The organism is Mycobacterium saskatchewanense (assembly GCF_010729105.1).
GTDB classification, from domain to species: Bacteria; Actinomycetota; Actinomycetes; order Mycobacteriales; family Mycobacteriaceae; genus Mycobacterium; species Mycobacterium saskatchewanense.
This window is the reverse complement of sequence record NZ_AP022573.1, coordinates 1,126,003-1,149,989: the sequence shown is the minus strand read 5'-3', so window position 1 is coordinate 1,149,989 and position 23,987 is coordinate 1,126,003. Positions and strand designations below refer to the sequence as shown.

The 23,987-nt window shown below is 68.8% G+C and carries 21 protein-coding genes, 1 tRNA gene and 2 pseudogenes; 15 read left to right on the top strand and 9 right to left on the bottom strand.

The features are described from left to right. Positions 1-14: 14 nt before the first annotated feature. On the top strand, positions 15-869 hold the full coding sequence (locus G6N56_RS05290) for an alpha/beta fold hydrolase (protein WP_085254063.1): 855 nt from the start codon (positions 15-17) through the stop codon (positions 867-869). Here the strand turns inward: G6N56_RS05290 and G6N56_RS05285 are convergent, their stop codons facing one another. Next, a complete protein-coding gene (locus G6N56_RS05285; RefSeq protein ID WP_197746655.1) occupies positions 870-1,844 on the bottom strand; it encodes a GlxA family transcriptional regulator in 975 nt (324 codons plus the stop codon). Between the two features lie 129 nt (positions 1,845-1,973). Between G6N56_RS05285 and G6N56_RS05280 the strand changes: the two are divergent. After that, positions 1,974-2,679 (top strand): annotated as a pseudogene (locus tag G6N56_RS05280) (nitronate monooxygenase). A gap of 204 nt (positions 2,680-2,883) precedes the next feature. Here G6N56_RS05280 and G6N56_RS05275 read toward each other — a convergent pair. Beyond that, positions 2,884-3,048 carry a hypothetical protein gene (locus tag G6N56_RS05275; RefSeq protein ID WP_158090671.1) on the bottom strand — a complete coding sequence of 55 codons (165 nt, stop codon included), beginning with the start codon at positions 3,046-3,048 and terminating at the stop codon, positions 2,884-2,886. Between the two features lie 32 nt (positions 3,049-3,080). Next, positions 3,081-3,166 (bottom strand) — tRNA-Leu (locus G6N56_RS05270). 98 nt (positions 3,167-3,264) lie between these two features. On the opposite strand from G6N56_RS05270, the gene G6N56_RS05265 reads away from it, so the two are divergent. Both G6N56_RS05265 and G6N56_RS05260 read left to right on the top strand, forming a co-directional pair. Continuing rightward, complete coding sequence (locus tag G6N56_RS05265) at positions 3,265-4,632, top strand: M20/M25/M40 family metallo-hydrolase (RefSeq protein ID WP_085254062.1); 1,368 nt, start codon at positions 3,265-3,267, stop codon at positions 4,630-4,632. Positions 4,633-4,661: 29 nt separating this feature from the next. Then, entirely contained in the window at positions 4,662-5,192 is a 531-nt protein-coding gene (locus G6N56_RS05260; RefSeq protein ID WP_085254061.1) for a YbhB/YbcL family Raf kinase inhibitor-like protein, read from the top strand. Positions 5,193-5,199: 7 nt separating this feature from the next. On the opposite strand, the gene G6N56_RS05255 is transcribed toward G6N56_RS05260, so the two are convergent. Then, complete coding sequence (locus G6N56_RS05255; RefSeq protein WP_085254107.1) at positions 5,200-7,047, bottom strand: PE family protein; 1,848 nt, start codon at positions 7,045-7,047, stop codon at positions 5,200-5,202. 171 nt (positions 7,048-7,218) lie between these two features. On the opposite strand from G6N56_RS05255, the gene G6N56_RS05250 reads away from it, so the two are divergent. Next, complete coding sequence (locus G6N56_RS05250; protein WP_085254060.1) at positions 7,219-8,640, top strand: HNH endonuclease signature motif containing protein; 1,422 nt, start codon at positions 7,219-7,221, stop codon at positions 8,638-8,640. Here the strand turns inward: G6N56_RS05250 and G6N56_RS05245 are convergent. The 3 genes from G6N56_RS05245 to G6N56_RS05235 are packed head-to-tail and all read right to left on the bottom strand — an operon-like array spanning position 8,637 to position 11,019. Next, positions 8,637-9,713, bottom strand: a complete 1,077-nt coding sequence (locus G6N56_RS05245; RefSeq protein ID WP_163645199.1) for a quinone-dependent dihydroorotate dehydrogenase — start codon at positions 9,711-9,713, stop codon at positions 8,637-8,639. The two genes, G6N56_RS05250 and G6N56_RS05245, sit on opposite strands and share 4 nt — an antisense overlap. Before the next feature lie 26 nt (positions 9,714-9,739). Next, positions 9,740-9,946, bottom strand: a complete 207-nt coding sequence (locus G6N56_RS05240; RefSeq protein ID WP_085254106.1) for a DUF5703 family protein — start codon at positions 9,944-9,946, stop codon at positions 9,740-9,742. Between the two features lie 53 nt (positions 9,947-9,999). Continuing rightward, the gene (locus tag G6N56_RS05235; protein WP_085254058.1) at positions 10,000-11,019 is read right to left on the bottom strand and encodes a YncE family protein; all 1,020 of its coding nucleotides are present in this window, start codon (positions 11,017-11,019) and stop codon (positions 10,000-10,002) included. Positions 11,020-11,172: 153 nt separating this feature from the next. Between G6N56_RS05235 and G6N56_RS05230 the strand changes: the two genes are divergently transcribed. From G6N56_RS05230 to G6N56_RS05200, 7 genes are all read left to right on the top strand, one after another. Then, entirely contained in the window at positions 11,173-11,475 is a 303-nt protein-coding gene (locus tag G6N56_RS05230) for a hypothetical protein (RefSeq protein ID WP_085254057.1), read from the top strand. Positions 11,476-11,568: 93 nt separating this feature from the next. After that, complete coding sequence (locus G6N56_RS05225) at positions 11,569-12,303, top strand: histidine phosphatase family protein (RefSeq protein ID WP_085254056.1); 735 nt, start codon at positions 11,569-11,571, stop codon at positions 12,301-12,303. Between the two features lie 76 nt (positions 12,304-12,379). Continuing rightward, positions 12,380-12,967, top strand: a complete 588-nt coding sequence (locus tag G6N56_RS05220; protein WP_085254055.1) for a DUF3090 domain-containing protein — start codon at positions 12,380-12,382, stop codon at positions 12,965-12,967. Further along, positions 12,951-13,775 (top strand): SCO1664 family protein, encoded by an 825-nt coding sequence (locus tag G6N56_RS05215; RefSeq protein ID WP_085254054.1) that lies wholly within the window; start codon positions 12,951-12,953, stop codon positions 13,773-13,775. The genes G6N56_RS05220 and G6N56_RS05215 overlap by 17 nt, the downstream gene beginning before the upstream one ends. Positions 13,776-14,119: 344 nt before the next feature. Then, a complete protein-coding gene (locus G6N56_RS05210) occupies positions 14,120-14,899 on the top strand; it encodes a 3'(2'),5'-bisphosphate nucleotidase CysQ (RefSeq protein WP_085254105.1) in 780 nt (259 codons plus the stop codon). A 26-nt stretch (positions 14,900-14,925) separates the two neighbouring features. After that, positions 14,926-16,161 carry a cysteine--1-D-myo-inosityl 2-amino-2-deoxy-alpha-D-glucopyranoside ligase gene (gene mshC / locus G6N56_RS05205; protein ID WP_085254053.1) on the top strand — a complete coding sequence of 412 codons (1,236 nt, stop codon included), beginning with the start codon at positions 14,926-14,928 and terminating at the stop codon, positions 16,159-16,161. A gap of 36 nt (positions 16,162-16,197) precedes the next feature. Then, a complete protein-coding gene (locus tag G6N56_RS05200; RefSeq protein WP_085254052.1) occupies positions 16,198-17,085 on the top strand; it encodes an SDR family oxidoreductase in 888 nt (295 codons plus the stop codon). Positions 17,086-17,136: 51 nt separating this feature from the next. Here the strand turns inward: G6N56_RS05200 and G6N56_RS05195 are convergent, their stop codons facing one another. Beyond that, on the bottom strand, positions 17,137-18,027 hold the full coding sequence (locus G6N56_RS05195) for a PAC2 family protein (RefSeq protein WP_180150480.1): 891 nt from the start codon (positions 18,025-18,027) through the stop codon (positions 17,137-17,139). Positions 18,028-18,383: 356 nt separating this feature from the next. On the opposite strand from G6N56_RS05195, the gene metH reads away from it, so the two are divergent. Then, positions 18,384-22,160, top strand: coding sequence for a methionine synthase (gene metH / locus G6N56_RS05190; protein ID WP_142280425.1), 3,777 nt, complete (start codon positions 18,384-18,386; stop codon positions 22,158-22,160). Between the two features lie 59 nt (positions 22,161-22,219). Here the strand turns inward: metH and G6N56_RS05185 are convergent. Beyond that, positions 22,220-22,384, bottom strand: a pseudogene (locus G6N56_RS05185) (ABC transporter permease); the annotation flags it as partial. A 385-nt stretch (positions 22,385-22,769) separates the two neighbouring features. On the opposite strand from G6N56_RS05185, the gene G6N56_RS05180 reads away from it, so the two are divergent. Both G6N56_RS05180 and hisG read left to right on the top strand, forming a co-directional pair. Then, complete coding sequence (locus tag G6N56_RS05180) at positions 22,770-23,051, top strand: phosphoribosyl-ATP diphosphatase (RefSeq protein WP_085254103.1); 282 nt, start codon at positions 22,770-22,772, stop codon at positions 23,049-23,051. A 2-nt stretch (positions 23,052-23,053) separates the two neighbouring features. Further along, the gene (gene hisG, locus G6N56_RS05175; RefSeq protein WP_085254049.1) at positions 23,054-23,905 is read left to right on the top strand and encodes an ATP phosphoribosyltransferase; all 852 of its coding nucleotides are present in this window, start codon (positions 23,054-23,056) and stop codon (positions 23,903-23,905) included. The last annotated feature ends 82 nt before the right edge of the window (positions 23,906-23,987 follow it).

Here is a 23,987-nt window from a genome sequence, read left to right as displayed (position 1 = left end):
AAAAGGAGGCCGCCATGCCCCCCATCCGCCATCACTCGATCACTGTCGACGGGTTGAACATCTTCGTCCGGGAAGCCGGCGATCCCGCCGCATCGACGATCGTTCTGCTGCCGGGGTATCCCTCCAGCACCCGTGCCTACGTGCGCCTCATCGACCGGCTCGCCGCCCGATGGCACGCCGTGGCAATCGATTACCCGGGCTTCGGCGGCTCGGATCCACTGCCGGAATCCCCGACCTTCGATCGGCTTGCCGAGGTGACCGGACGCGCGATCGACCTACTGAGTATCGGCGATTACGCGATCTACATGTTCGACTACGGCGCCCCGGTGGGATTTCGGATCGCGCTGGCTCACGATCAGCGGGTACGCGGCATCGTCACGCAGAACGGCAACGCCTACGTCGAGGGCCTGGGTACCGGTGCCGCTCCGCTGCAGGCGTATTGGGCCGATCGCCCGGCCGGCCAGGCCGCCATCGACGGGTTCGTCAGCCTCACCGGCACCCGATTCCAGTGGGAGGCCGGTGCCCGTGATGTGGCCAATATCGATCCCGAGCAGGCGCTGGCCGATCAGGCCGTCATCGACTTGCCCGGTCGGGCCGAGTACATGAAAGAACTCCTGTACGACTACCGCACCAATCCACCCAAATATCCCGAGTGGCAGGCCTGGCTGCGGTGCCGTGCGCCCAAAGTCCTTGCCGTCTGGGGCATGAACGATCCGTTCTTCGTCCCGCCCGGTGCCCAGGCCTACAAGACCGATGTTCCCGACGCTCAGGTCGTGCTGCTCGACACCGGTCACTTCGCACTCGAAGAGGAAGCCGACTCCGTCGCCGAGCTCACCGACAAGTTCTTGCAAGAAACGTTTGCCCGCTGATCACTCGCCCGCTGCAGCAAGCAGCGGCCGATAAAGTTGCCGGTAGTCGCGGGGGAGCACGCTGACTTGACGGGTGAAGATGCGCCGAAAATTGGCCACCGTGCCCAGTCCCGATCGGCGAGCCACCTGCTCGACGGTCAGGTCGGTGGATTCCAACAATTCGCGCGCGTGGTCGATGCGGGCTGTCTGTAGCCATTTCATCGGTGAGACACCGGTTTCGGCGAAGAAGCGCCGCGAAAAGTTCCGTGTCGACATGTTGGCATGCCGGGCAATGTCCTCCAGGGTCAGCGGGGCATGCAGATGAGCGAGCAGCCAGTCGCGTGTCGAGGACATCGAGTCACCGCGCACCGGGGGAACGAAATGTTGCACGAACTGCCGCTGATCACCGGATCGGTGGGGTGCCGCCACCAGGATCCGTCCGCGCTGATTGGCTTCGGCCGCGCCCAAATCGCTGCGAATCATGTCCAGGCACAGGTCGATCCCGGACGCGACACCCGCCGAAGTGCACACCGAACCGTCGCGAACGTAGAGCACGTCGCGGCACACTTCGGTGCCGGGGAATCTTTGCGCGAGTGTGTCCAGGTGCAGCCAGTGAGTGGTCGATTGCCGATGATCGAGCAGACCGGCATAGCCCAACGCGAAGCTTCCCAGACAGATCGAGGCGATGCGAGCGCCGTTGCCGTGTGCCTCTTGCAGTGCCGAGATCAACGCCGGGGACGGTCGTGCGGCCGCAGGAAAAGAGCCGGGCACGATCACCGTATCGGCTTCGGCGATCGCTTCCAGCCCTGCGGGCGGGCTGATGGCGACACGCGATTGCCCGTCTTGGACCGTACCTTCCCCGCAGACGGTGACCGCGTAGGCGTCGAAGTCGAAAACGTGGATGGCGATGCCCAACTCGAAGGACAACACGCCGGGCATCGCCACCACCGCAACCTCATGCGCCGCCGAACCAGGGGTTGGCGAACACATCGGCATGGCATGATTCTACTCATTGCGACGATTCCAGCCAGCGACGTCGACCGCCGGACTCGGCTGGAATGTATCCGCCTTTGGCGGCCGTAACGCCTGTCGGCTGCAGGCAGACAGACCTAGCCTGGTTGCGTCATGACCTCACTACTGGCCGGTCTCGGCCTGACCACCCCCGTCATCGCTGCACCGATGTCCGGTGGCCCGACCACGCCTGCCATGGTGATCGCCGCCCACCGTGCCGGTGGGTTGGGATTCCTGGCCACGGGTTACAAGACACCCGAAGCCGTCGAGGCCGACGTACTCGCTGTACGCGAGGCGGGAGTACCGTTCGGCGTCAACGTCTTCGTGCCGACTCCGGTGCCGATCTCGCCGGCCCGCTATCGCGAGTACGCCCGCTTCATGCAGGGCGAAGCGGATCGCTTCGGGATCACGCTGCCCACCGAACCGATCGACAGCGACGACTACTTCGACGCCAAAGATCGACCTGCTGCGTGCCGAGCCGGTTCCGTTGGTCAGCTTCACGTTCGGCATCCCCGGTCATGGAGTCATCCGCGATCTACAACGCGCGGGAACGACGGTGGTGCAGACGGTCACGTCGCTTCAGGAGGCCAAGGCCGCCGCGGCGGCGGGCGTGGACGCGCTCGCGGTGCAGGCGACCGTCGCGGGCGGGCATTCGGCAACCCTGACCCCGGACCGGCCGCCGCCGGCCGCGACCAGTCCGCTGCGCAAGGCCGCCGCGGCCGCAGGCGATCCCGAGTTGGTGCACTTGTGGGCAGGGACCGGGTATCGCCACGCCCGTCGCCAGCCGACCGAGCAGATTCTGTCCCGGTTGGTGCCGTAGGGCGCTAGGACGCCTGTGCCGCGATCGCGGCAGACCAGCTGTAGAGCCGCAGCTGCGCATCGGAATCCACCCGAGCCTCGAGGGTGTAACACCGGTTCTATTCGGTATCGGTTCTCGGTCTGTGTATGACAGTTACCGTGGTTCGTTCGCGACCCGGATTCTCGCGTGGGTGACAGTGTTATCCGTAATGGTCTAAACCGTCGTTTAGCGCATCCTGGTCAACAGCACCCCGCCACCGCCACCGTCACCGGCAAAATCGGCTACCAATTCGTCGCCAGCCACCACATCGACCCCGACGAAACTACCGGCCGAACCAAAACAAAAACCCCGGCCGATGGCCGGGAATCTGTAACCGATGTCGCGACTCATGTGTAACCCATGACCCGACTCATCACAAAAAGTGTCCGAGGGGGGACTTGAACCCCCACGCCCATTAGTAGGGCACTAGCACCTCAAGCTAGCGCGTCTGCCATTCCGCCACTCGGACAAGACCAACCAGAGTTGGCAGCTAAGGCTAGCGGATCGGGCTGCGCGGACCCAAGCCAGGCGGGTGCCGATCGGCCCGCGAGCCGCGCGGCGGCGCCGATGGTAGGAAAGGTGGTTGTGACCCTTGATGCCGCGGAGGCCCCGGTCAACCCCAGCGACGACGTGGTCGAGGTCGTCAGCAGGCTGATCCGGTTCGACACCACCAACACCGGCGAGCCGGAAACCACGCGCGGAGAGGCCGAATGCGCCCGCTGGATCGGTGAGCAGCTCGCCGAGGTCGGCTATCAGCCGGAATACGTCGAATCCGGCGCGCCCGGTCGCGGCAACGTGTTCGTCCGGCTGCCCGGGGCGGACAGCTCGCGTGGCGCCCTGCTCATCCATGGGCATCTCGACGTGGTGCCGGCCGAGCCTGCCGAGTGGAGCGTGCACCCGTTCTCCGGCGCGGTGGAAGAGGGCTTCGTCTGGGGCCGCGGCGCGGTCGACATGAAGGACATGGTCGGCATGATGGTCGTGGTCGCGCGGCAGTTGAAGCGCGCCGGGATCGTCCCGCCCCGCGACCTGGTGTTCGCCTTCCTCGCCGACGAAGAGCACGGCGGCCATTACGGGGCGCAGTGGCTGGTCCGCAACCGGCCCGAGCTCTTCGACGGAGTCACCGAGGCCATCGGCGAGGTGGGCGGGTTCTCGTTGACCGTGCCGCGACGCGACGGGGGCGAGCGCCGGCTCTACGTGATCGAGACGGCCGAGAAGGGGCTGTCCTGGATGCGGCTGACGGCCCGCGGCCCGGCCGGGCACGGCTCCATGGCCCACGACCGCAACGCCGTCACCGCCGTCGCCGAGGCCGTCGCCCGGCTGGGGCGGCACCGCTTCCCGCTGGTCATGACCGACACGGTCGCCCAGTTCCTGACCGCCGTCAGCGAAGAGACCGGCCTCTCCTTCGACGTGAACTCGCCCGACCTGGAAGGAATGATCGAGAAGCTCGGCCCGATGGCCCGTGTGCTCAAGGCCGTGCTGCACGACACCGCGAATCCCACCATGCTCAAGGCCGGATACAAGGCCAACGTCATCCCGGCAACGGCCGAAGCCGTGGTGGACTGCCGCATCCTGCCCGGCCGCAAGGCCGCGTTCGAGGCCGAGGTGGACGAGCTGATCGGCCCGCACGTGACCCGGGAGTGGATCAGGGATTTCTCTTCGTACGAGACGACCTTTGACGGCGATCTCGTCGACGCCATGAACGCCGCGCTGCTGGCGCTCGACCCGGACGCCCGGACGGTGCCGTACATGCTGTCCGGCGGCACAGACGCAAAGGCGTTCGCGCGCTTGGGCATTCGTTGCTTCGGCTTTGCCCCGCTCCGCCTGCCGCCGGACCTGGATTTCACCGCCCTGTTCCACGGCGTCGACGAGCGGGTACCCATCGACGCGCTGAGGTTCGGCACCGAAGTGCTGGCACACTTCCTGACACACTGCTAGAGCAAGCCGATCACACGAGAGGACCGTTCATGAGCACCGCGCCCGACCCGTATGCCTCGCTGCCGCAGCTGCCGACGTTCACCCTGACCTCGGAATCGATCACCGACGGTCAGCCACTGGCCAAACCCCAAGTCAGCGGCATCATGGGCGCCGGCGGGGAAGACGTCAGCCCGCAGCTCAGCTGGTCGGGTTTTCCCGAGGAGACGCGCAGCTTCGCGGTCACCGTCTACGACCCCGACGCCCCCACCGCATCCGGGTTCTGGCACTGGGCGGTCGCGAACCTGCCGGCCGACGTCACCGAGCTGCCGGCGGGCGCCGGCGACGGCAGCGACCTGCCCGGCGACGCATTGACGCTGGTCAACGACGCCGGGATGCGCCGCTACATCGGCGCCGCGCCGCCTCCCGGGCACGGCCCGCACCGCTACTACGTCGCCGTGCACGCCGTCGACGTCGACAAGCTCGACCTGACCGAGGACGCCAGCCCCGCGTACCTCGGGTTCAACCTGTTCCAGCACGCCATCGCGCGCGCGGTCATCCACGCCACCTACGAGCAGAGCTAAATCGCTCTTACGGCGTGATGGCGGTCGCGAGCTGTCGCGGCAGGTCGTTCACCAGCAGGGGAAGCAGGCCCCCGAACGGGGTGCCGCCGAGTGTGAGGCTGATCGGGAGGTTGAGAACGCCTCCGACGGTCACGTCCACCGTGGACGAAATCGGATGCGGCGGGACGAGAAGTCCGTCGAACGGCAGGTGGATCACGATCGGGATGGTGGGATCGATGCCGGCGACGCCCAGGATCGCCGCGAGAGGCTGGCCAAGCGGACCGAGGAAGCTCGGCAGAACGGTCGACGTGCTCACCGGCAGGGCCAGGTCGACGATTGTCTCGCCGTTGAGGAAGCCGTTCAACCCGTAGGCCGGCATGTCGAAGAGCGCGCCGGCCGCCGCCGCGCCGTTGCCGGATTGCAGGGCCGCCGACAGCACGGTCGCGCCCGTCGCGAGCCCGTTCAGCCCGGAGACCGGCGCCCCCAGAACGGAGAAGGCAAGCGACAACGGCGTCCCGAAGAAGGCATCGGCCTGCAGCACGTTCGCGCTGGGGTTGAAGAGGTTCAGCCCGAAGGTCGTCGACGTGGTGGAGCTCGTCAGCGTGGACACCGCGTTGAGGTAGTTGTGCGCGATCTGGCCGGGGATCGAACCGGGCGGGAACAGACCGGCAAACGCCTGCGCCTGCTGCGCGGGGATGGCGAGGATGGGCAGCAGGTCCCCACCCGGGCCCAGCACCGTGATGTTCGACAGGTTGCTGGTGTCGAATCCGCTGACAAAGAGGCCCAAGAGGCCGTGGGTGAAGTCCTGCACCGCGCCGTGGTAATCACCCGCCGCGATCGCCTGGCTGGCCAGCCCCATGTCGGCCTGGAACACCGGCAGCGTCGTCTGTAGGTCCGCGCCCGCCTTCTGCAGCGACGTCGTGATGGTCCCGGCCCAGCCGAGCTGCTGGTTGACGAAGACCTGTGCGGCGGCCACCGGGTTGAAGTTCAACGCCGACTGGACGCCGAGTTGAAGGCTCGCTGGCGCGTTCGCCAGCGTGGTGGGGAAGTTCTGCAGGGCGAACGCCATCTGGCTGCCCAGCTGCTGCGCGTAGCCCTGCTGGTTGACGAGGATCTGGTGCAGGAACGGGAACGGGTCGGCCGACCAGGTCGCGTACAGGTTCTGCAGGTTGGCCCCGGTCTGCGCGAACAGCAGCGCCCACGGGTCGCCGGCGGGCGACGGCAGTGCGCCGGGCGCGAATAACGCGGGGAGGACGGGTTGCAGCAGGGGTTGGAGTAGGGCCCCGAGTCCCTGCAGCCCCGGGACGTCCGTAAACGCTCCGGAGAGGGTTTGCAGGACCGGCCCGAGCGGATTGGCGAGCAGGGAGACCGGGCTGCCGCCCAGAATGCCCGACAGCACGCCGCCGAGGTCTTGGCCTACGCCGTTGAGGATCGGGCCGAGCGGGCTACCGCTGAGTATCGGGCCCAAGCCGCCGAGAAGCCCGCCCGTCGTGCCGCCCGTGCCGCCACCGAGGATCCCGCCCAGGTCGCCGATGATCGGGAGCGTGGCCGCGGGGACGCCGGCGGCGCCGGCGTGGAAGAGAACCTGCTCGGCGCTGGCGGCCTCGGTGCTCAGGTAGGCGGCCGACCCGCCGTTCAACACGCTGACGAAGGCGCTGTGAAACGCCGCCGCCTGCGCGCTCAGAGCTTGGAAGTCCTCGCCGAACGTGCCGAACAGCTGGGAGATCGCGACGGATACCTCGTCAGCGGCTGCGGCCGCGAGCGTGGTGGTTTGGCCAGACGCCGCGGCGGTTGCCTCCTGTAGCGACGAGCCGATGTGCGCCAGGTTCCCGGCCGCCGCCGTAATTGCCTCGGGTGCTGCCGTCAAAAAGGACATGGATGTCTCCTCGACTCGGGGCCCCGAACCCGACGTTGTGATCATAAGCACATCCGGGGGCTGTTCGACATATGCCTAGCGGAGGCGGCCGCATGAAAAACTTCCGTCCCAAGCGGCTCGGGAGTCACAAATTGTGGGTTCGTGTCAGAGGACAGGCCTAATGTTTCGAACATGAGTTCGAGTGATCGGGATGAGGTGCAGCGGGATTTCGAGGCGTTGCACGCCGCGGTCACGCGGATCTTGGAACACTCCTATGACGCCCTGACGTGTCCGGAGCGGTTGGTGTTGTTGGAGCGTCTTGAGGTCGAGGGGCGCCGGTTGCGGGTGCCCGGGCATCAGCTGCTCAACCAGCTGGGCGAGCAGGCCGACCCCGAACAACTCGGCGGGCGGCTGTCGCACGTGCTGGCCGACCGGCTGGGGCTGACCCGCGCCGAGGCCGCCCGGCGGGTGGCCGAGGCCGCCGACCTCGGGCCGCGCCGCGCCCTGACCGGCCAACCCCTGCCACCCCTGCTCGAGGCGACCGCGGCCGCCGAACGCGACGGCCGCCTCGGCCCCGCCCACATCCGGGTCATCCGCCGCTTCGTCCATCAGCTGCCCACCACCGTGGATGTGGACACCCGGCAGTGCGCCGAAGCCCACCTGGCCCGCCTAGCCACCGGATTTCGGCCCGACCACCTCGCCGGGCTGGCCGACACCCTCACCGACTGCCTCAACCCCGACGGCTCCTACACCGATGAGGACCGCGCCCGGCGCCGCGGCCTGACCCTCGGCCGCCAGGGCCCCGACGGCATGTCCGAACTGCGCGCCACCTTGACTCCCGAAGCCCGCGCCACCCTGGAAGCCGTGCTCGCCAAACTCGCCGCCCCCGGCCTGTGCAACCCCGACGACGAACAACCCGTCGTCGATGGACCCGCCGCCAACGACGCCGCTGGGCGCGACACCCGCAGCGCCGCCCAACGCCACCACGACGCCCTCACCACCGCCCTGCGCGCCCTGCTGGCCTCCGGCAAACTCGGCCAGCACAACGGGCTGCCGGCCACCATCATCATCACCACCACCCTCAACGACCTACACCACGCCACCGGCACCGGCCACACCGCCGGCGGCTCCCGGCTACCGATCAGCGATGTCATCCGCCTAGCCCGCCACGCCTACCACTATCTAGCCGTCTTCGACGACGCCAAACCCTTAGCGCTCTACCACACCAAACGGCTCGCCTCACCAGGCCAACGCATCGTCTTGCACGCCAAAGACCGCGGCTGCACGGCACCGGGCTGCGATGTGGCGGGCTATTACTGCGAAGCCCACCACGTCACCGACTGGGCGAGCACCCACACCACCGACATCAACCAACTCACCCTGACCTGCAAACCCCACCACCGCCTCCTCGACAACGGCTGGACCACCCGCAAACACCCCAACAGCACCACCCAATGGATCCCCCCGCCCCACCAAGACCGCGGCCAACCCCGCACCAACACCTACCACCATCCCGAAAGACTCCTCACCCCCAACGAAGACGACGACGAAGACGGAGACGAGGACGACGAGGACGCTGGGGGAGCGGCTGAGGACGCTGGGGGAGCGGCTTAAGCCGCCGAACCGACCGCATCGCTGAGCGAGGCGAAGCCGCCGTCGCGCAATCGGCGGGCTATGCCATCGTGAATGTGCTTGGGCCACAAGCCCCCGCCGTAGATGAACCCGGTATACCCCTGCAAGAGCGACGCTCCCGCGGTGATCCGTTCCCAGGCGTCGTCGGCTGTCTCGATGCCCCCGACGCTGATGAGCACCAGGCGACCGCCGACGCGGCCGTACAACCGGCGCAGCACCTCGACGGCGCGATGCGCGACCGGCGGACCGGAGATGCCGCCCGGCCCCAGCTCGTCGACGCCGGGCGTGAGCAGGCCGTCGCGCGACACGGTCGTGTTGGTCGCGACGATGCCCGCCAGCCCCAATTCGACGGCCAGGTCGGCGATGTCGTCGACATCGGAGTCGGAGAGGTCGGGCGAGATCTTCACCAGCACCGGCGTGGGGGCGCCGGGGCCTCGGGACACCTCGGCGAGGACGCCGGCGAGGATCGGCCGCAGCGACTCGACCGCCTGCAGGTCGCGCAGCCCCGGCGTGTTCGGCGAACTGACGTTGACCACCAGATACGACGCCAGCGGCCCGACGAGCCGCGCGCTGGCGCGGTAGTCGTCGACCGCCTCGGCGGGCGGGGTCGTCTTCGTCTTGCCGATGTTGACCCCGATCGGGACATCGGGGCTATGCCGGGCGAGTCGGATCGCCAGGGCTCCCGCGCCAAGGTTGTTGAACCCCATCCGGTTCAGCAGGGCGCGGTCGGCGGGCAGCCGGAACATGCGCGGCGCCGGGTTGCCGGGCTGCGGGCGCGCGGTCACGGTGCCGACCTCGGCATATCCGAAGCCGAGCGCGCCCCAGGTGCCCAGCCCCAGGCCGTCCTTGTCGAACCCGGCAGCCAGGCCGAGCGGCGCCGGGAACCGCACCCCGAAGACGGTGCTGGCGAGCAGGGCATCCGTCGGGCCGAGCAGCCGGCGCAACAACCGCCGCGCCGGGCCGACCGACGTGACCCCGCGCAGCACAGCGAAAACCAGCGTGTGAATGCTCTCGGGCGGGACCGCAAACAGCAGCCGTCGGACCACGCCGTACACCCGGTGGCCGCGGGATGGGGCCGGAGTCACAGCTCGGGCTGGTCGGGCAGTCGCTTGTCCAAGCGACTTTTCTTGCGGCGCAACAACACTCGCCGGCTGCCGTCGGTGTACAGCCGCACTCGGGTCAGCTCCCAGCCGCGGTATTCCGCCTCGATCGACAACCGGATGGACGCGCTGATCCGCGTCACGTCCGGCGGCAGCCGCAGCGGCACCCATTCGTATTCGTCCGACATCTCGGCTTCCCAGCCGGCCGGCAGCCGACTCCACCGCGGCGCGGTCCCGCTCGTCACGGTGCGCTCGCCGCGTGCTCGATGACCTGGATTCCGGCACCGGACCCCGACACCACGTACAAGGTGCCCGACGTTTCGTCAAAGGCCAGTGTGTTCGGTTGCTGCACGGTTGGGTATCGCACCTTTTCGACGGGAATTCCGGTGGACAGATCGTAACCAACCACCATATTCGAAGCGGTCAGGGACACCCAGGCCAACTCGCGGGATCCGGCGAGGCCGTACGGGGCGTGCCGCACCGGGTAGGCCTGGCGCAACATCAGCGGGTCGACTCCGTACACCAACAGCTGGCCACCGCGGGTGTCCGCGGCGAGCACCACCCCGAGGGGGTCGGCGGCCAGGGTGGTCGCCCCAGCGCCCGCCCGCAGCGCCTGTTCGGCGTGGCCGTCGGCGCTGATCGACGTCACCGAGGTCTGTCCGCGGTCCAGCACCACCGTCGTATTGCCCTGCGCCACAAGGCAATCGACGCGAGCGAAGATCTTGTTCCGGCTGGTGACGGCCGCCGCCGCGCCGGTGCTGTCCGGCCCCTGCAGGAGGTAGACGGCGCCGTCGGCGCTGCCCAGTGCCAGCCTGCCGTCGGCGCGACGGGCGATGGCGGTGAAGTCCACCTGTTGCGCTCCGGCGACGCTCACGAATCCGGTGTGGCCGTCCGACAGCTCGACGACGAAGTAGCCGCCCCGGGTCGCGAGGTACGCGGCGCCGCGGCCGTCGCCCGTCAGCGCGGTGGCGGGCCCGGGCAGGGTGAAGACCCGCGGCGCCGCCTCCGGGCCGGCGAACGCTGTGATGGTGGCGGGTGCGGCGGGGGCGGCGCCGGGCGTCAGGACCGCCAGCTGGTGTGTTCCACCGTCGAAGGTCGCGGCGGTGGCGGGACCGGCCATCGGTCGGACCGCACCAGCCGGCCGTTGCGACACCGGTGGGGACTGCGCCGCCTTCGCTGGTTCGATGGTCGGAGGCGCGCTGGAAAGCGGACTCGATGAACATGCCGGCAATACCGCCGTCGCGGCCAGCAAAGCGAACAATCCCGCGGCGTGCCGACTGCCAGGCGGTCTAAGCGCTATCAACCGTGACAGCAATTATTTTCCCTCACGTAAGCGAAATCTTAAGGAACGGTTTCGCATCCAATATGGCCATGTTGAATGCATCAAGTCCGAGTGGCGAGGTATGGTCGCGTCATGACCGTCATCGCCGACCGGCATATCACACAGAAAGAGTTTGCTGTCGAGGACATGACCGCGGGCATTTTCGCCAGTGGGTATGGGCAAGTCGGTGATGGACGCAGTTTTTCATTCCATATTGAACACCGATCGCTCGTCGTCGAAATTTACCGGCCGCGGCTGGCCGGCCCGGTTCCGCAGGCCGAGGAGGTCGTCGCGCGGGCGGTGCGCAGCCTGGTCGACATCGACCTCACCGACGCGCGCAGCCTGACCGCCGCGGTGCGCGATTCGGTCGCGCACGCCGTGGCGGTGTCACACTAACTTCGTCCGGTCGCGGCCGCCCACACCAGGTACGGTCGTCGTCGTGACTGCGGTTCCGGCGATGACCCGGCGGCTGGGCTCAAGCCCCGCGACATGACCGTCATCCTGTTGCGACACGGTCGCTCGACTTCCAACACCGCGGGCACCCTGGCCGGGCGCTCCGAGGGGGTCGACCTCGACGACAAGGGCCGCGAACAAGCCGCCGGGCTGATCGACCGGATCGGTGACCTGCCGATCCGGGCGCTGGTCAGTTCGCCGCTGCTGCGGTGCCGGCGCACCCTTGAGCCGCTCGCCGAGGCGCTGTGCCTGGAGCCGCTCATCGACGAGCGACTCGCCGAGGTGGACTACGGCGACTGGACCGGCCGCAAGATCGGCGAGTTGGCCAAGGAGCCGCTGTGGCGGGTGGTGCAGGCGCACCCCAGCGCGGCGACGTTCCCGGGCGGCGAGGGCCTGGCGGAGGTGCAGACGCGCGCGGTGGCCGCCGTCCGCGAGCACGACCGCAGGCTGGCCCAGGAATTCGGGGCGGAGCACGGCGGCGACGCCCTCTGGGTGGCGTGTACGCACGGTGACGTCATCAAGGCGGTGATCGCCGACGCCTACGGCATGCATCTGGACGGATTTCAGCGCGTCACCGCCGACCCGAGCTCCGTGAGCGTGATCCGCTACACCGAACTGCGCCCGTTTGTGTTGCACGTCAACCACACCGGCGCTCGGCTGTCGGCCGCGCTGCGGGCGGGACCCCCACCGAAGAAGGACGGGGAGGCGCAACCGGAGCAGGCCGCGGCGGCATCCTCGAGTGACGCGGTCGTCGGCGGCTCCACGGATTGACCCGGCTGCGCCGCCGGGGACCACAACGGCGATCGGATCGCACGGCGACCGCAACAGCCGGTATTTTGGAAGTGCCATGGCACGCGCAATCCACGTTTTCCGCACACCCGACCGATTCGTGGCCGGGACCGTTGGCCAGCCTGGCAATCGGACCTTCTACATCCAGGCGGTCGGCGATTCGCGCGTGGTGTCGGTGGTTTTGGAAAAGCAACAGGTCGCGGTGCTCGCGGAGCGCATCGGCGCGCTGCTGCTCGAGGTGAACCGCCGGTTCGGCACGCCGGTTCCGCCCGAGCCCACCGAGGTCGACGACCTCAGCCCGCTGATCACGCCGGTCGACGCGGAATTCCGCGTCGGCACCATGGGCTTGGGCTGGGATTCCGAGGCGCAGACCGTGGTGGTGGAACTCCTCGCCGTCACCGACGCCGAGTTCGACGCGTCGGTGGTCCTGGACGACACCGAGGAGGGTCCCGACGCGGTTCGTGTGTTCCTGACGCCGGAGTCCGCGCGCCAGTTCGCCACGCGCTCCAATCGGGTCATCTCGGCCGGACGTCCGCCCTGCCCGCTGTGCGAGGAGCCGCTGGACCCGGAGGGGCACATCTGCGCGCGCACCAACGGCTACCGGCGCAGCGCGCTGCTCGGGCCGAACGATGAGCCCGAGGAGTAGCGGGACTGACGAGCGTGAGGTGCTTCGGGACGGCGAGCTGACGGTCCTCGGGCGCATCCGCTCAGCCAGTAACGCCACCTTCCTGTGCGAAGCCACACTGGGCGAGTCCACCGTGCACTGCGTCTACAAGCCGGTCGCGGGTGAGGCGCCGCTGTGGGACTTTCCCGACGGGACCCTTGCCGGCCGCGAGCTGTCCGCGTACCTGGTGTCGCGCCAGCTGGGCTGGAACATCGTGCCGTACACGGTGATTCGGGACGGCCCCGCCGGTCCAGGGATGCTGCAGCTGTGGGTGGACCAGCCCGGCGACGCGGCCGACTCCGATCCGGCGCCCGGCCCGGACCTGGTCGACCTGTTTCCAGTCGGCAAGCCGGGGCGCGGCTACCTGCCGGTGCTGCGCGCTTACGACTACGCCGGCGACGAGGTCATCCTCATGCATGCCGACGACCCCCGATTGCGTCGGATGGCAGTGTTCGACGTGCTGGTCAACAACGCCGACCGCAAGGGGGGCCACATCCTGTGTGGCGTCGACGGCCGCGTCTACGGCGTCGACCACGGGGTGTGCCTGCACGTGGAGAACAAGCTGCGCACGGTGTTGTGGGGGTGGGCGGGCAAGCCGGTCGACGACGAGGCACTGGAGGCCGTGGCCGGTCTCGCCGAGGCGGTCGCCGGGTCATTCGGTGACGAGCTGGCCGAGCGGATCACCCGAGCCGAGATCGCGGCGCTGCGCAAGCGCGCGTTCGCGCTGCTGGACAACCCCGTCATGCCCGGCCCCAACCGGCACCGCCCGATTCCCTGGCCGGCGTTCTAGCGTCGATCGCGAGCGCGGCGGAGCCGGGTGTGGCGGGTCGGCGCCGGCGTTCTAGCGTCGATCGCGAGCGCGGCGGAGCCGGGTGTGGCGGGTCGGCGCCGGCGTTCTAGCGTCGATCGCGAGCGCGGCGGAGCCGGGCGTGGCGGGTCGGCGCCGGCGTTCTAGCGTCGATCGCGAGCGCGGCGGAGCCGGGCGTGGCGGGTCGGCGCCGGCGTTCTAGCGTCGATCGCGAGCGCGGCGGAGCCGGGCGTGGCGGGTCGGCGCCGGCACCGGCGTTCTAGCGTGGGGCGCGGCCGTGCGCGGCCGTCGGCGATACTGATGCGGTGACCCCGGCCGGCGATGAGATGACGGACGCCGCGCTCGCCGCCGACCTGGCCGCAGACGCGGGGGAGTTGCTGCTGAAGGTGCGCGACGAGATCGGCTTCGGCCATCCGTGGGCGCTCGGGGATGCGGGCGACACCCTGGCGAACGACCTTCTGCTCCGACGCCTGCGCGCCGAGCGGCCCGGCGACGCGGTGCTCAGCGAGGAGGCGTACGACGACCTGGTCCGGCTCAAGCGCGACCGGGTGTGGATCATCGACCCGCTGGACGGCACCCGCGAGTTCTCCACGCCCGGCCGCGATGACTGGGCGGTGCACGTCGCGCTGTGGCAGCGTCCCGGCGACGGCCGAGGCGACGACCGGCCCGAGATCACCGACGCGGCTGTCGCCCTGCCCGCCCGCGGCAACACCGTGTACCGCAGCGACACCGTCACCGCCGGCACCGCCCGCGAGGGCATCCCGGACACCATCCGCATCGCCGTCAGCGCGACCCGGCCCCCGGCCGTCCTGCACCGTATGCGGCAGACCCTGCACATCCAGCCCGTCGCGATCGGTTCCGCGGGCGCCAAGGCAATGGCCATCATCGACGGACACGTCGACGCCTACGTGCATGCCGGCGGCCAATGGGAGTGGGACTCGGCGGCGCCGGCCGGGGTGGTGATGGCCGCGGGCATGCACGCGTCGCGGCTCGACGGGTCACCGCTGCGCTACAACCAGCTCGACCCCTACCTGCCCGACTTCGTGATGTGCCGCGCCGAGCTGGCGCCGATCCTCCTCGGCGCCATCCGCCAGGAATTTCGCTGATCCCGCCCGCGTTTAGAGTCGACGTTATGCAGACGTGGTCTTCCGCACAGGTTCCGGTGGTACCGGGGCGCGGGCCGGAGCTACGGCTGTACGACACCGCCGACCGGCAGGTGCGCCCGGTGGCGGCCGGTGCCAAAGCGAGCATGTACGTCTGCGGGATCACGCCCTACGACGCCACCCACCTCGGCCACGCGGCGACGTACCTGGCGTTCGACCTCGTCTACCGCCAATGGCTGGACCTCGGGCACGACGTGCACTACGTGCAGAACGTCACCGACGTCGACGACCCGCTGCTGGCACGCGCCGAACGGGACGGCATCGACTGGCGCGTGCTGGGCGACCGCGAGGTCGCGCTCTTCCGGGAGGATATGGCCGCCCTGCGGGTGCTGCCGCCGCGCGAGTACGTCGGCGCCACCGAGGCGATCGCCGAGGTCGTCGAGCTCGTCGAGAAGATGCTGGCGTCGGGCGCGGCCTACGTGCTGGACGGCGATCATCCCGACGTCTATTACCGGGCGGACGCCACGCCCCAGTTCGGCTACGAGTCCGGCTATGACCGGGAGACCATGCTGCGCCTGTCCGAGGAACGCGGCGGCGACCCCCACCGCCCCGGCAAGAGCGACGAGCTCGACGCGCTGCTGTGGCGCGCGGCGCGGCCGGGGGAACCGAGCTGGCCGTCACCGTTCGGCGCCGGACGGCCCGGCTGGCACGTCGAGTGCGCGGCGATCGCGCTGAGCCGCATCGGCACCGGCCCGGACATCCAGGGCGGGGGCGCCGACCTGATCTTCCCGCACCACGAATTCACCGCCGCGCACGCCGAATGCGTGCGGGTCGAGCGCCGGTTCGCGCGGCACTACGTGCACGCCGGAATGATCGGCTGGGACGGGCACAAGATGTCCAAGAGCCGCGGAAACCTGGTCCTGGTGTCCAAGCTGCGCGAACAGGGCGTCGAACCGTCGGCGATCCGGCTGGGACTGCTGTCCGGCCACTACCGGGCGGACCGGTTCTGGAGCCCCCAGGTGCTCGACGACGCGAACGCGCGGCTGCACCGCTGGCGCTCCGCGGCCGCGCTGCCGGCCGGGCCGGACGCCACCGACGTGATCGCCCGCCTGCGCCAATACCTGGCCGACGACCTGAACACGCCGAAAGCGCTCGCCGCCCTCGATGGTTGGGCCGCCGACGCGCTGCAATACGGGGGTCACGACACCGCGGCGCCGAAACTGGTGGCCACCGCGATCGACGCGCTGCTCGGCGTAGACCTGTAATCGTCGCGGAGCCGGTCACGAGGTACGGTCTCGGCCATGACGTCACTGCGGGACAAAGTTGTTTTCATCACCGGCGGCGCCCGCGGGATCGGGGCCGAGGTGGCGCGCCGGCTGGCCAAGCGGGGCGCCAAATTGGTGCTGACGGATCTCGACCAGGCCGAGCTCACCGCGCTGGCGGCCGAGCTCGGCGACGACCGGGTGCTGACCGCGGTCGCCGACGTGCGCGACCTGCCCGCAATGCAGTCCGCCGCCGCCCAGGCCATCGAACGCTTCGGCGGTATCGATGTCGTGGTCGCCAACGCGGGCATCGCCAGCTATGGGTCGCTGCTGCATGTCGACCCCGAGGCGTTCAAGCGGGTGCAGGACATCAACGTGCTCGGCGTCTTCCACACGGTTCGCGCCACCCTGCCGGCGGTGATCGACCGTCGCGGCTACGTGCTCGTCGTCTCGTCGCTGGCGGCCTACGCGGCGGCTCCGGGGCTGGCGCCGTACAACGCGTCGAAGGCGGCCGTCGAGATCCTCGCCAACGCGCTGCGCCTGGAGGTCGCCCACCACGGTGTCAGCGTCGGCTCGGCGCACATGTCGTGGATCGACACCGCCCTGGTCCGCGACACCAAGGCCGACCTGCCGTCCTTCGCCGAACTGCTGACGAAGCTGCCGTGGCCGCTGAACAAGACCACCACCGTCGACGACTGCGCGGACGCCTTCGTCAAGGGCATCGAGGGCCGCGCGCGGCACGTCTACTCGCCGCCCTGGGTGGGGCTGTTCCGGTGGCTCAAGCCGGTGCTGTCCACCCCGATCGGCGAGCTGCCGGTGCTGCGGCACACCGCGGAACTGGTGCCGCGGATGGATGACGAGGTGGCCGCGCTGGGGCGGTCGACCAGCGCCTACAACGCGGCCCTGGACGGTCCAGCGTCGAGTTGATGCGCGGAGTCGGCGAGTTGCGGCACAACTAGTCGACGTTCGGCGGAAGGGTCAGCGCCCGAACCCGGGTCGCCGGCGGCGCAGGTAGCGCTCGAACTCGGCGGCCAGGGCGTCGCCGTCGATCTTGCCCAGGGCCTCGTTCATGTCGACCTCGGCGTCGCCGCGCTGCTCGAGGGACGTCACGTACTCGGCCAGGTCCTCGTCCTCGGCGGCCATCTCGGTGATCGCCTGCTCCCACTCCTCGGCCTGAGCCGGCAGGTCGGCCAGTGGCACCTCGACGTCCAGCACGTCCTCGACCCGCCGCAGCAGCGCCACCGTCGCCTTCGGGTTCGGCGGCTGTGACACGTAGTGCGGCACCGCCGCCCAGAACGTCACCGCCGGGATCCCGGCGGCCACGCAGGCGTCCTGGAATACCCCGGCGATCCCGGTCGGGCCCTCGTAGCGGGTCTCCTCGAGGCCGAAGCGCTTCGCCGACTCGGGGGAGTACGCCGCGCCCGACACGGGCACCGGCCGGGTGTGCGGGGTATCGGCCAGCAGGGCGCCGAGGATGACGACGGTGTCGGCGTTGAGCTTGTCGGCGATGGCCACCAATTCGGCGGAGAAGGTCCGCCAGCGCATGTTGGGCTCCACCCCATGCATCAGCACGACGTCGCGGTCGCAGCCCGGCGGCCGGCAGTGGGAGATGCGCATCGCCGGCCACACCAGCTCTCGCGTCACCCCGTCGACCTGCCGGATGACGGGGCGATTCACCTGGTAGTCGTAATACGCCTCGTCGTCGATCTCGATGATCGGGTCGGCCTCCCAGATGGTCTCGAGATGGTCGAGCGCATCGCTGGCCGCGTCGCCGGCGTCGTTCCAGCCCTCGAACGCCGCCACGACGATGGTGTTGTGCAGTTCGGGCAGCGCGGCTTCTCCGTAAGGGGGGCCCTGGGGCGGGGTCACAGAATCAGCGTACGGCCTTCTGCAGACTGCCTGCGAATACGCTCGCCGGGAACTCGCTGCGAGCTGTCAGGGCCCTGTCAACCAGCGGGCGCATTCCATAGGACGACTATCCTTGTGGGGTGACTGCGACGAAATACGTTCGGCTGCTAACTCGTTAACATTGGTAACTATGACACCGTCGACAAGATCCGCGAGATGGCGCTCACGGGCGCTGCGAACGCCGAGCGGGTCGAGTCGAGCTGGGCGTCCAGACGTCGCGTGACGACGTAGACTTTTCTGGTCGAGAGGCGTTGCAACGGTTTTCCGGTCCCTACCGGTATCCGCCACGCTCGGCAGAGTCAAGGACGCCTTCCGTAATGGAAGGAATGCATGTGAACGCCCCCGTAAACGTCCCGGCCCCCGACACGTTCGTGCCGAACATCCGCCCCGACTGCACCGACGAACTGACGGCCGCTCTGCGCCAGCGGATCATGGTGATCGACGGCGCGATGGGCACGGCGATCCAGCGGGACCGGCCGGACGAGGCGGGGTACCGCGGCGAGCGGTTCACGGAGTGGCCCACCGCTCTACAAGGCAACAACGACCTGCTGAACCTGACGCAGCCGCAGATCATCGAGGGGATCCACCGCGAATACCTCGACGCGGGCGCCGACATCCTGGAAACCAACACGTTCAACGCGAACGCGATCTCGCTCTCCGACTACGACATGGCGGACCTGAGCTACGAGCTGAACTACGCCGGCGCCGCCCTGGCCCGCAAGGCCGCCGACGAGTACAGCACCTCGGAAAAGCCCCGATACGTCGCCGGAGCCCTCGGGCCGACGACGCGGACCGCGTCGATCTCGCCGGACGTCAACGACCCGGGAGCGCGCAACGTCTCCTACGACCAGCTGGTCGCCGCCTACCGCGAAGCCGCCAACGGCCTGGTCGACGGCGGTGTCGACCTGCTCATCGTCGAGACGATCTTCGACTCGCTGAACGCCAAGGCGGCGGTGTTCGCCATCGAGACGCTGTTCGAGGAGCGCGGACGCCGCTGGCCGGTGATCATCTCGGGCACCATCACGGATGCTTCCGGCCGGACGTTGTCCGGTCAGGTCACCGAGGCGTTCTGGAACTCGATCAGGCACGCGAAGCCGCTCGCGGTGGGCCTCAACTGCGCCCTGGGCGCGCCGGAGATGCGGCCCTACATCGCCGAGGTGTCGCGGATTGCGGACACCTTCGTCTCCTGCTACCCGAACGCCGGACTGCCCAACGCATTCGGTGAATACGACGAGTCCCCCGAGCGTCAGGCGAGCTACATCGCCGACTTCGCCGAGGCCGGTCTGGTCAACCTGGTCGGCGGATGCTGCGGGACGGCGCCGCCGCACATCGCCGAGATCGCCAAGGTCGTCGAGGGCAAGCCGCCGCGCGAGGTGCCGCACATCCCGGTGGCCACCCGGCTCGCCGGCCTGGAGCCGCTCAACATCACCGACGACTCGCTGTTCGTCAACATCGGCGAGCGCACGAACATCACCGGCTCCGCCCGGTTCCGCAACCTGATCAAGGCGCAGGACTACGACACCGCGCTGTCGGTCGCCCTGCAGCAGGTCGAGGTCGGCGCGCAGGTGATCGACATCAACATGGACGAGGGCATGATCGACGGCGTCGCCGCGATGGACCGGTTCACCAAGCTGATCGCGGCCGAGCCGGACATCAGCCGCGTGCCGGTGATGATCGACTCGTCCAAGTGGGAGGTCATCGAGGCGGGCCTGAAGAACGTGCAGGGCAAGCCGATCGTCAACTCGATCTCGATGAAGGAGGGCGAGGAGAAGTTCGTCCGCGAGGCGCGGCTGTGCCGCAAGTACGGCGCCGCCGTCGTGGTGATGGCCTTCGACGAGCAGGGCCAGGCCGACAACCTGGAGCGCCGCAAGGAGATCTGTGGGCGCGCCTACCGGATCCTGACCGAAGAGGTCGGCTTCCCGGCCGAGGACATCATCTTCGACCCGAACTGCTTCGCGCTGGCGACCGGTATCGAGGAGCACGCGACGTACGGGATCGACTTCATCGAGGCCTGCGCCTGGATCAAGGAGAACCTGCCCGGGGTGCACATCTCCGGCGGTATCTCGAACGTGTCGTTCTCGTTCCGGGGCAACAACCCCGTGCGCGAGGCGATCCACGCGGTGTTCCTGTTCCACGCCATCAAGGCCGGCCTGGACATGGGTATCGTCAACGCCGGCGCGCTGGTGCCCTACGACTCGATCGACCCCGAGCTGCGGGACCGCATCGAGGACGTCGTCCTGAACCGCCGCGACGACGCGGCCGAGAGGCTGCTGGAGATCGCCGAACGGTTCAACAAGACGGACAAGACCGAGGATCCAAAGGCGGCCGAGTGGCGCAGCCTCCCGGTCCGCGAGCGGATCACGCACGCCCTGGTCAAGGGCATCGACGCCCACGTCGATGACGACACCGAGGAATTGCGGGCCGAGATCGCCGCCGCGGGCGGCCGCCCGATCGAGGTGATCGAGGGCCCGCTGATGGACGGCATGAACGTCGTCGGCGATCTCTTCGGCTCGGGGAAGATGTTCCTGCCCCAGGTGGTGAAGTCGGCCCGGGTGATGAAGAAGGCCGTCGCGTACCTGCTGCCGTACATCGAGGCCGAGAAGGAAGAGTCGGGCGCCACAGCTGGGAAAGACACCAACGGCACGATCATCATGGCGACCGTGAAGGGCGACGTCCACGACATCGGCAAGAACATCGTCGGGGTCGTCCTGCAGTGCAACAACTTCGAGGTGATCGATCTCGGTGTGATGGTGCCCGCCGAGAAGATCCTGGCCGCGGCGAAGGAACACGAGGCCGACATCATCGGGCTGTCCGGGCTGATCACCCCGTCCCTGGACGAGATGGTCAACTTCGCCGTCGAGATGGAACGCGAGGGGCTGGAAATTCCGCTGCTGATCGGTGGTGCGACCACCTCGCGCGCCCATACGGCCGTGAAGGTGTCGCCGCGTCGCAGCGGTCCGGTGGTCTGGGTCAAGGACGCGTCCCGCTCGGTGCCGGTCGCCGCGGCGCTCCTCGACGACAGGCAGCGGCCGGCTCTGCTGGAGGCCACCGAGAAGGACTACGCATCGCTGCGCGAACGGCATTCCCAGAAGAACGAGCGGCCGATGCTCACGCTGGAGAAGGCCCGGGCGAACCGGACGCCGATCGAGTGGGACGGCTACACGCCGCCGGTGCCCGCTCAAGGCCTGGGAGTGCGGGATTTTCACGACTACGACCTCGCGGAGTTGCGCGAGTACATCGACTGGCAGCCGTTCTTCAACGCCTGGGAGATGAAGGGCAGGTTCCCCGACATCCTGAACAACCCGGTCTCGGGCGAGGCTGCGCGCAAGCTGTACGACGACGCCCAGGAGATGCTGGACACCCTCATCAAGGAGAAGTGGCTGACCGCCAACGGGGTGATCGGTTTCTTCCCCGCCAACGCCGTCGGTGACGACATCGAGGTCTACACCGACGACACCCGCACCGAGGTGCTGACCACGTTGCACAACCTGCGCCAGCAGGGCGAGCACCGGGACGGCATCCCGAACCGGTCGCTGGGCGACTACGTCGCGCCCAAGAACACGGGTCTGGCCGACTACGTCGGCGCCTTCGCCGTCACCGCGGGGCTGGGCAGCCAGGACAAGATCGCGGAGTTCAAGGCGGCCCACGACGACTACAGCGCGATCCTGCTGGAGTCGATCGCCGACCGACTGGCGGAGGCGTTCGCCGAACGGATGCATCAGCGAGTTCGCAAGGAGTTCTGGGGATTTCAGCCGGACGAGCATCTGGACAACGAGGCGCTCATCAGCGAGAAGTACGTGGGGATCCGCCCCGCCCCCGGCTACCCGGCCTGCCCGGAGCACACCGAGAAGGCGACGCTCTGGAAGTTGCTGGACGTCAAGGAGCGGGCCGGCATCGAGTTGACGGAGTCCATGGCGATGTGGCCCGGGGCTGCGGTCAGCGGTTGGTATTTCTCGCACCCGCAGTCGCAGTACTTCGTCATCGGTCGGGTGGCCCAAGACCAGGTCGCCGACTACGCGAGGCGCAAGGGCTGGACCCTGCGGGAGGCCGAGCGCTGGCTCGCCCCCAACCTGGGCTACAACCCCGAGGACTGAGCCCCGGTGGCATTCCGCGCACGCTCGCGGCCGCGAATCACACGCGCCACACCAAGCTCGGTCCCGGCCATGAACGCGCCCTGCCGGACGAACCCTTCCCGCTGGAACCGGCCGGTGACGAGATCGACGAAGAAGTACCGGAGCGTGCGGACCCCGAAGTGGCGTTTGGAACACCCGACCGATAAGTCGGCAATGGCCGTCACGCCGTCTTGCCCCGTGGTCATCGAGACGCGGCCCGTGCTCGCGCGGGCAAATAACGCCACCCGTCGTCGCGTACCGGTACCCCGCGGTCGCCGGCGCTCTCCCGCCTTCTATGTCTTGGGTGCCGGACGGAAGATGTGGGCACTCGTGGGAACTCCGTGGCCGGGACAGTGCTACCGATTCCGGCAACACTGCAGCTCAAATCCCTTCAGCGAAAAACCCAGCCCACTCGAAGGGTGCTTTCAACACTCAACAAATGCCTTATTAGGTCGCTCCCGAATGCGGGCCGGCTCGTCGAGATATCCGCTCAACTGACGCGATTACCCTGACTCAGCAAACGCATAACCGGAGGCGTGGACGCGCGCTGCCTGCGTGCCGGAAAACCGCCGTGACTCCGGCGGCCGCCGCGTGGAACAATCGCTCGCCGTGAAGACCTTCGAGGATCTGTTCGCCGAACTGGGCGAGCGCGCGCGTACCCGGCCGGCCGGCAGCGCGACGGTCGCCGCGCTGGACGCCGGAGTGCACGGGTTGGGGAAGAAGATCCTGGAGGAGGCCGGCGAGGTGTGGCTGGCCGCCGAGCACGAGGCCGACGAAGCGCTGGCCGAGGAGATCAGCCAGTTGCTCTACTGGACCCAGGTGTTGATGATCGCGCGCGGGCTGTCCCTCGACGACGTCTACCGGAAGCTGTGAGCATGTTGCGGGTCGCGGTACCCAACAAGGGCGCGCTGAGCGAGCCGGCCAGCGAGATCCTCGCCGAGGCGGGCTACCGGCGCCGCACCGACCCCAAGGACTTGACGGTCATCGATCCGATCAATCAGGTCGAGTTCTTCTTCCTGCGGCCCAAAGACATTGCCATCTATGTCGGCTCGGGAGAGCTCGACTTCGGCATCACCGGCCGCGACCTGGTGCTGGATTCCGGCGCGCCGGTGCGCGAGCGCCTCGCGCTGGGGTTCGGCTCGTCCAGCTTCCGCTACGCTGGACCGGCCGGCCGGCAGTGGACGACGGCCGACCTGGCGGGAAAGCGGATCGCCAGCGCCTACCCCAACCTGGTACGAAAAGACTTGGCGGCCAAGGGTGTCGAGGCGACCGTCATCCGGCTGGACGGCGCCGTCGAGATTTCCGTGCAGCTCGGGGTGGCCGACGCCATCGCCGACGTGGTGGGGTCCGGACGCACACTCGCCCTGCACAACCTGGTGGCCTTCGGGGACCCCCTGTGTGATTCGGAGGCGGTGCTGATCGAGCGGGTCGACCACGACGGTCAGGCCGCGCACGCCCGCGACCAGCTGGTGGCCCGGGTGCAGGGTGTGGTCTTCGGGCAGCAGTACCTGATGCTCGACTACGACTGTCCCCGCGCGGTGTTGGACAGGGCCACGGCGATCACGCCGGGACTGGAGTCACCGACCATCGCCCCGCTGGCCGACCCGGACTGGGTCGCGATCCGCGCGCTGGTGCCGCGCCGGGGCGTCAACGAGATCATGGACGAGCTCGCGGCGATCGGCGCCAAGGCGATCCTGGCGTCCGACATCAGGTTCTGTCGGTTCTGATCGACCCGGCAGCGGCGGCATTGCTGTGTTAGCGTCCGCCTAGGGCCGTGCCCGTGTCACCTCCATAGGCCTCAGCCCTGTT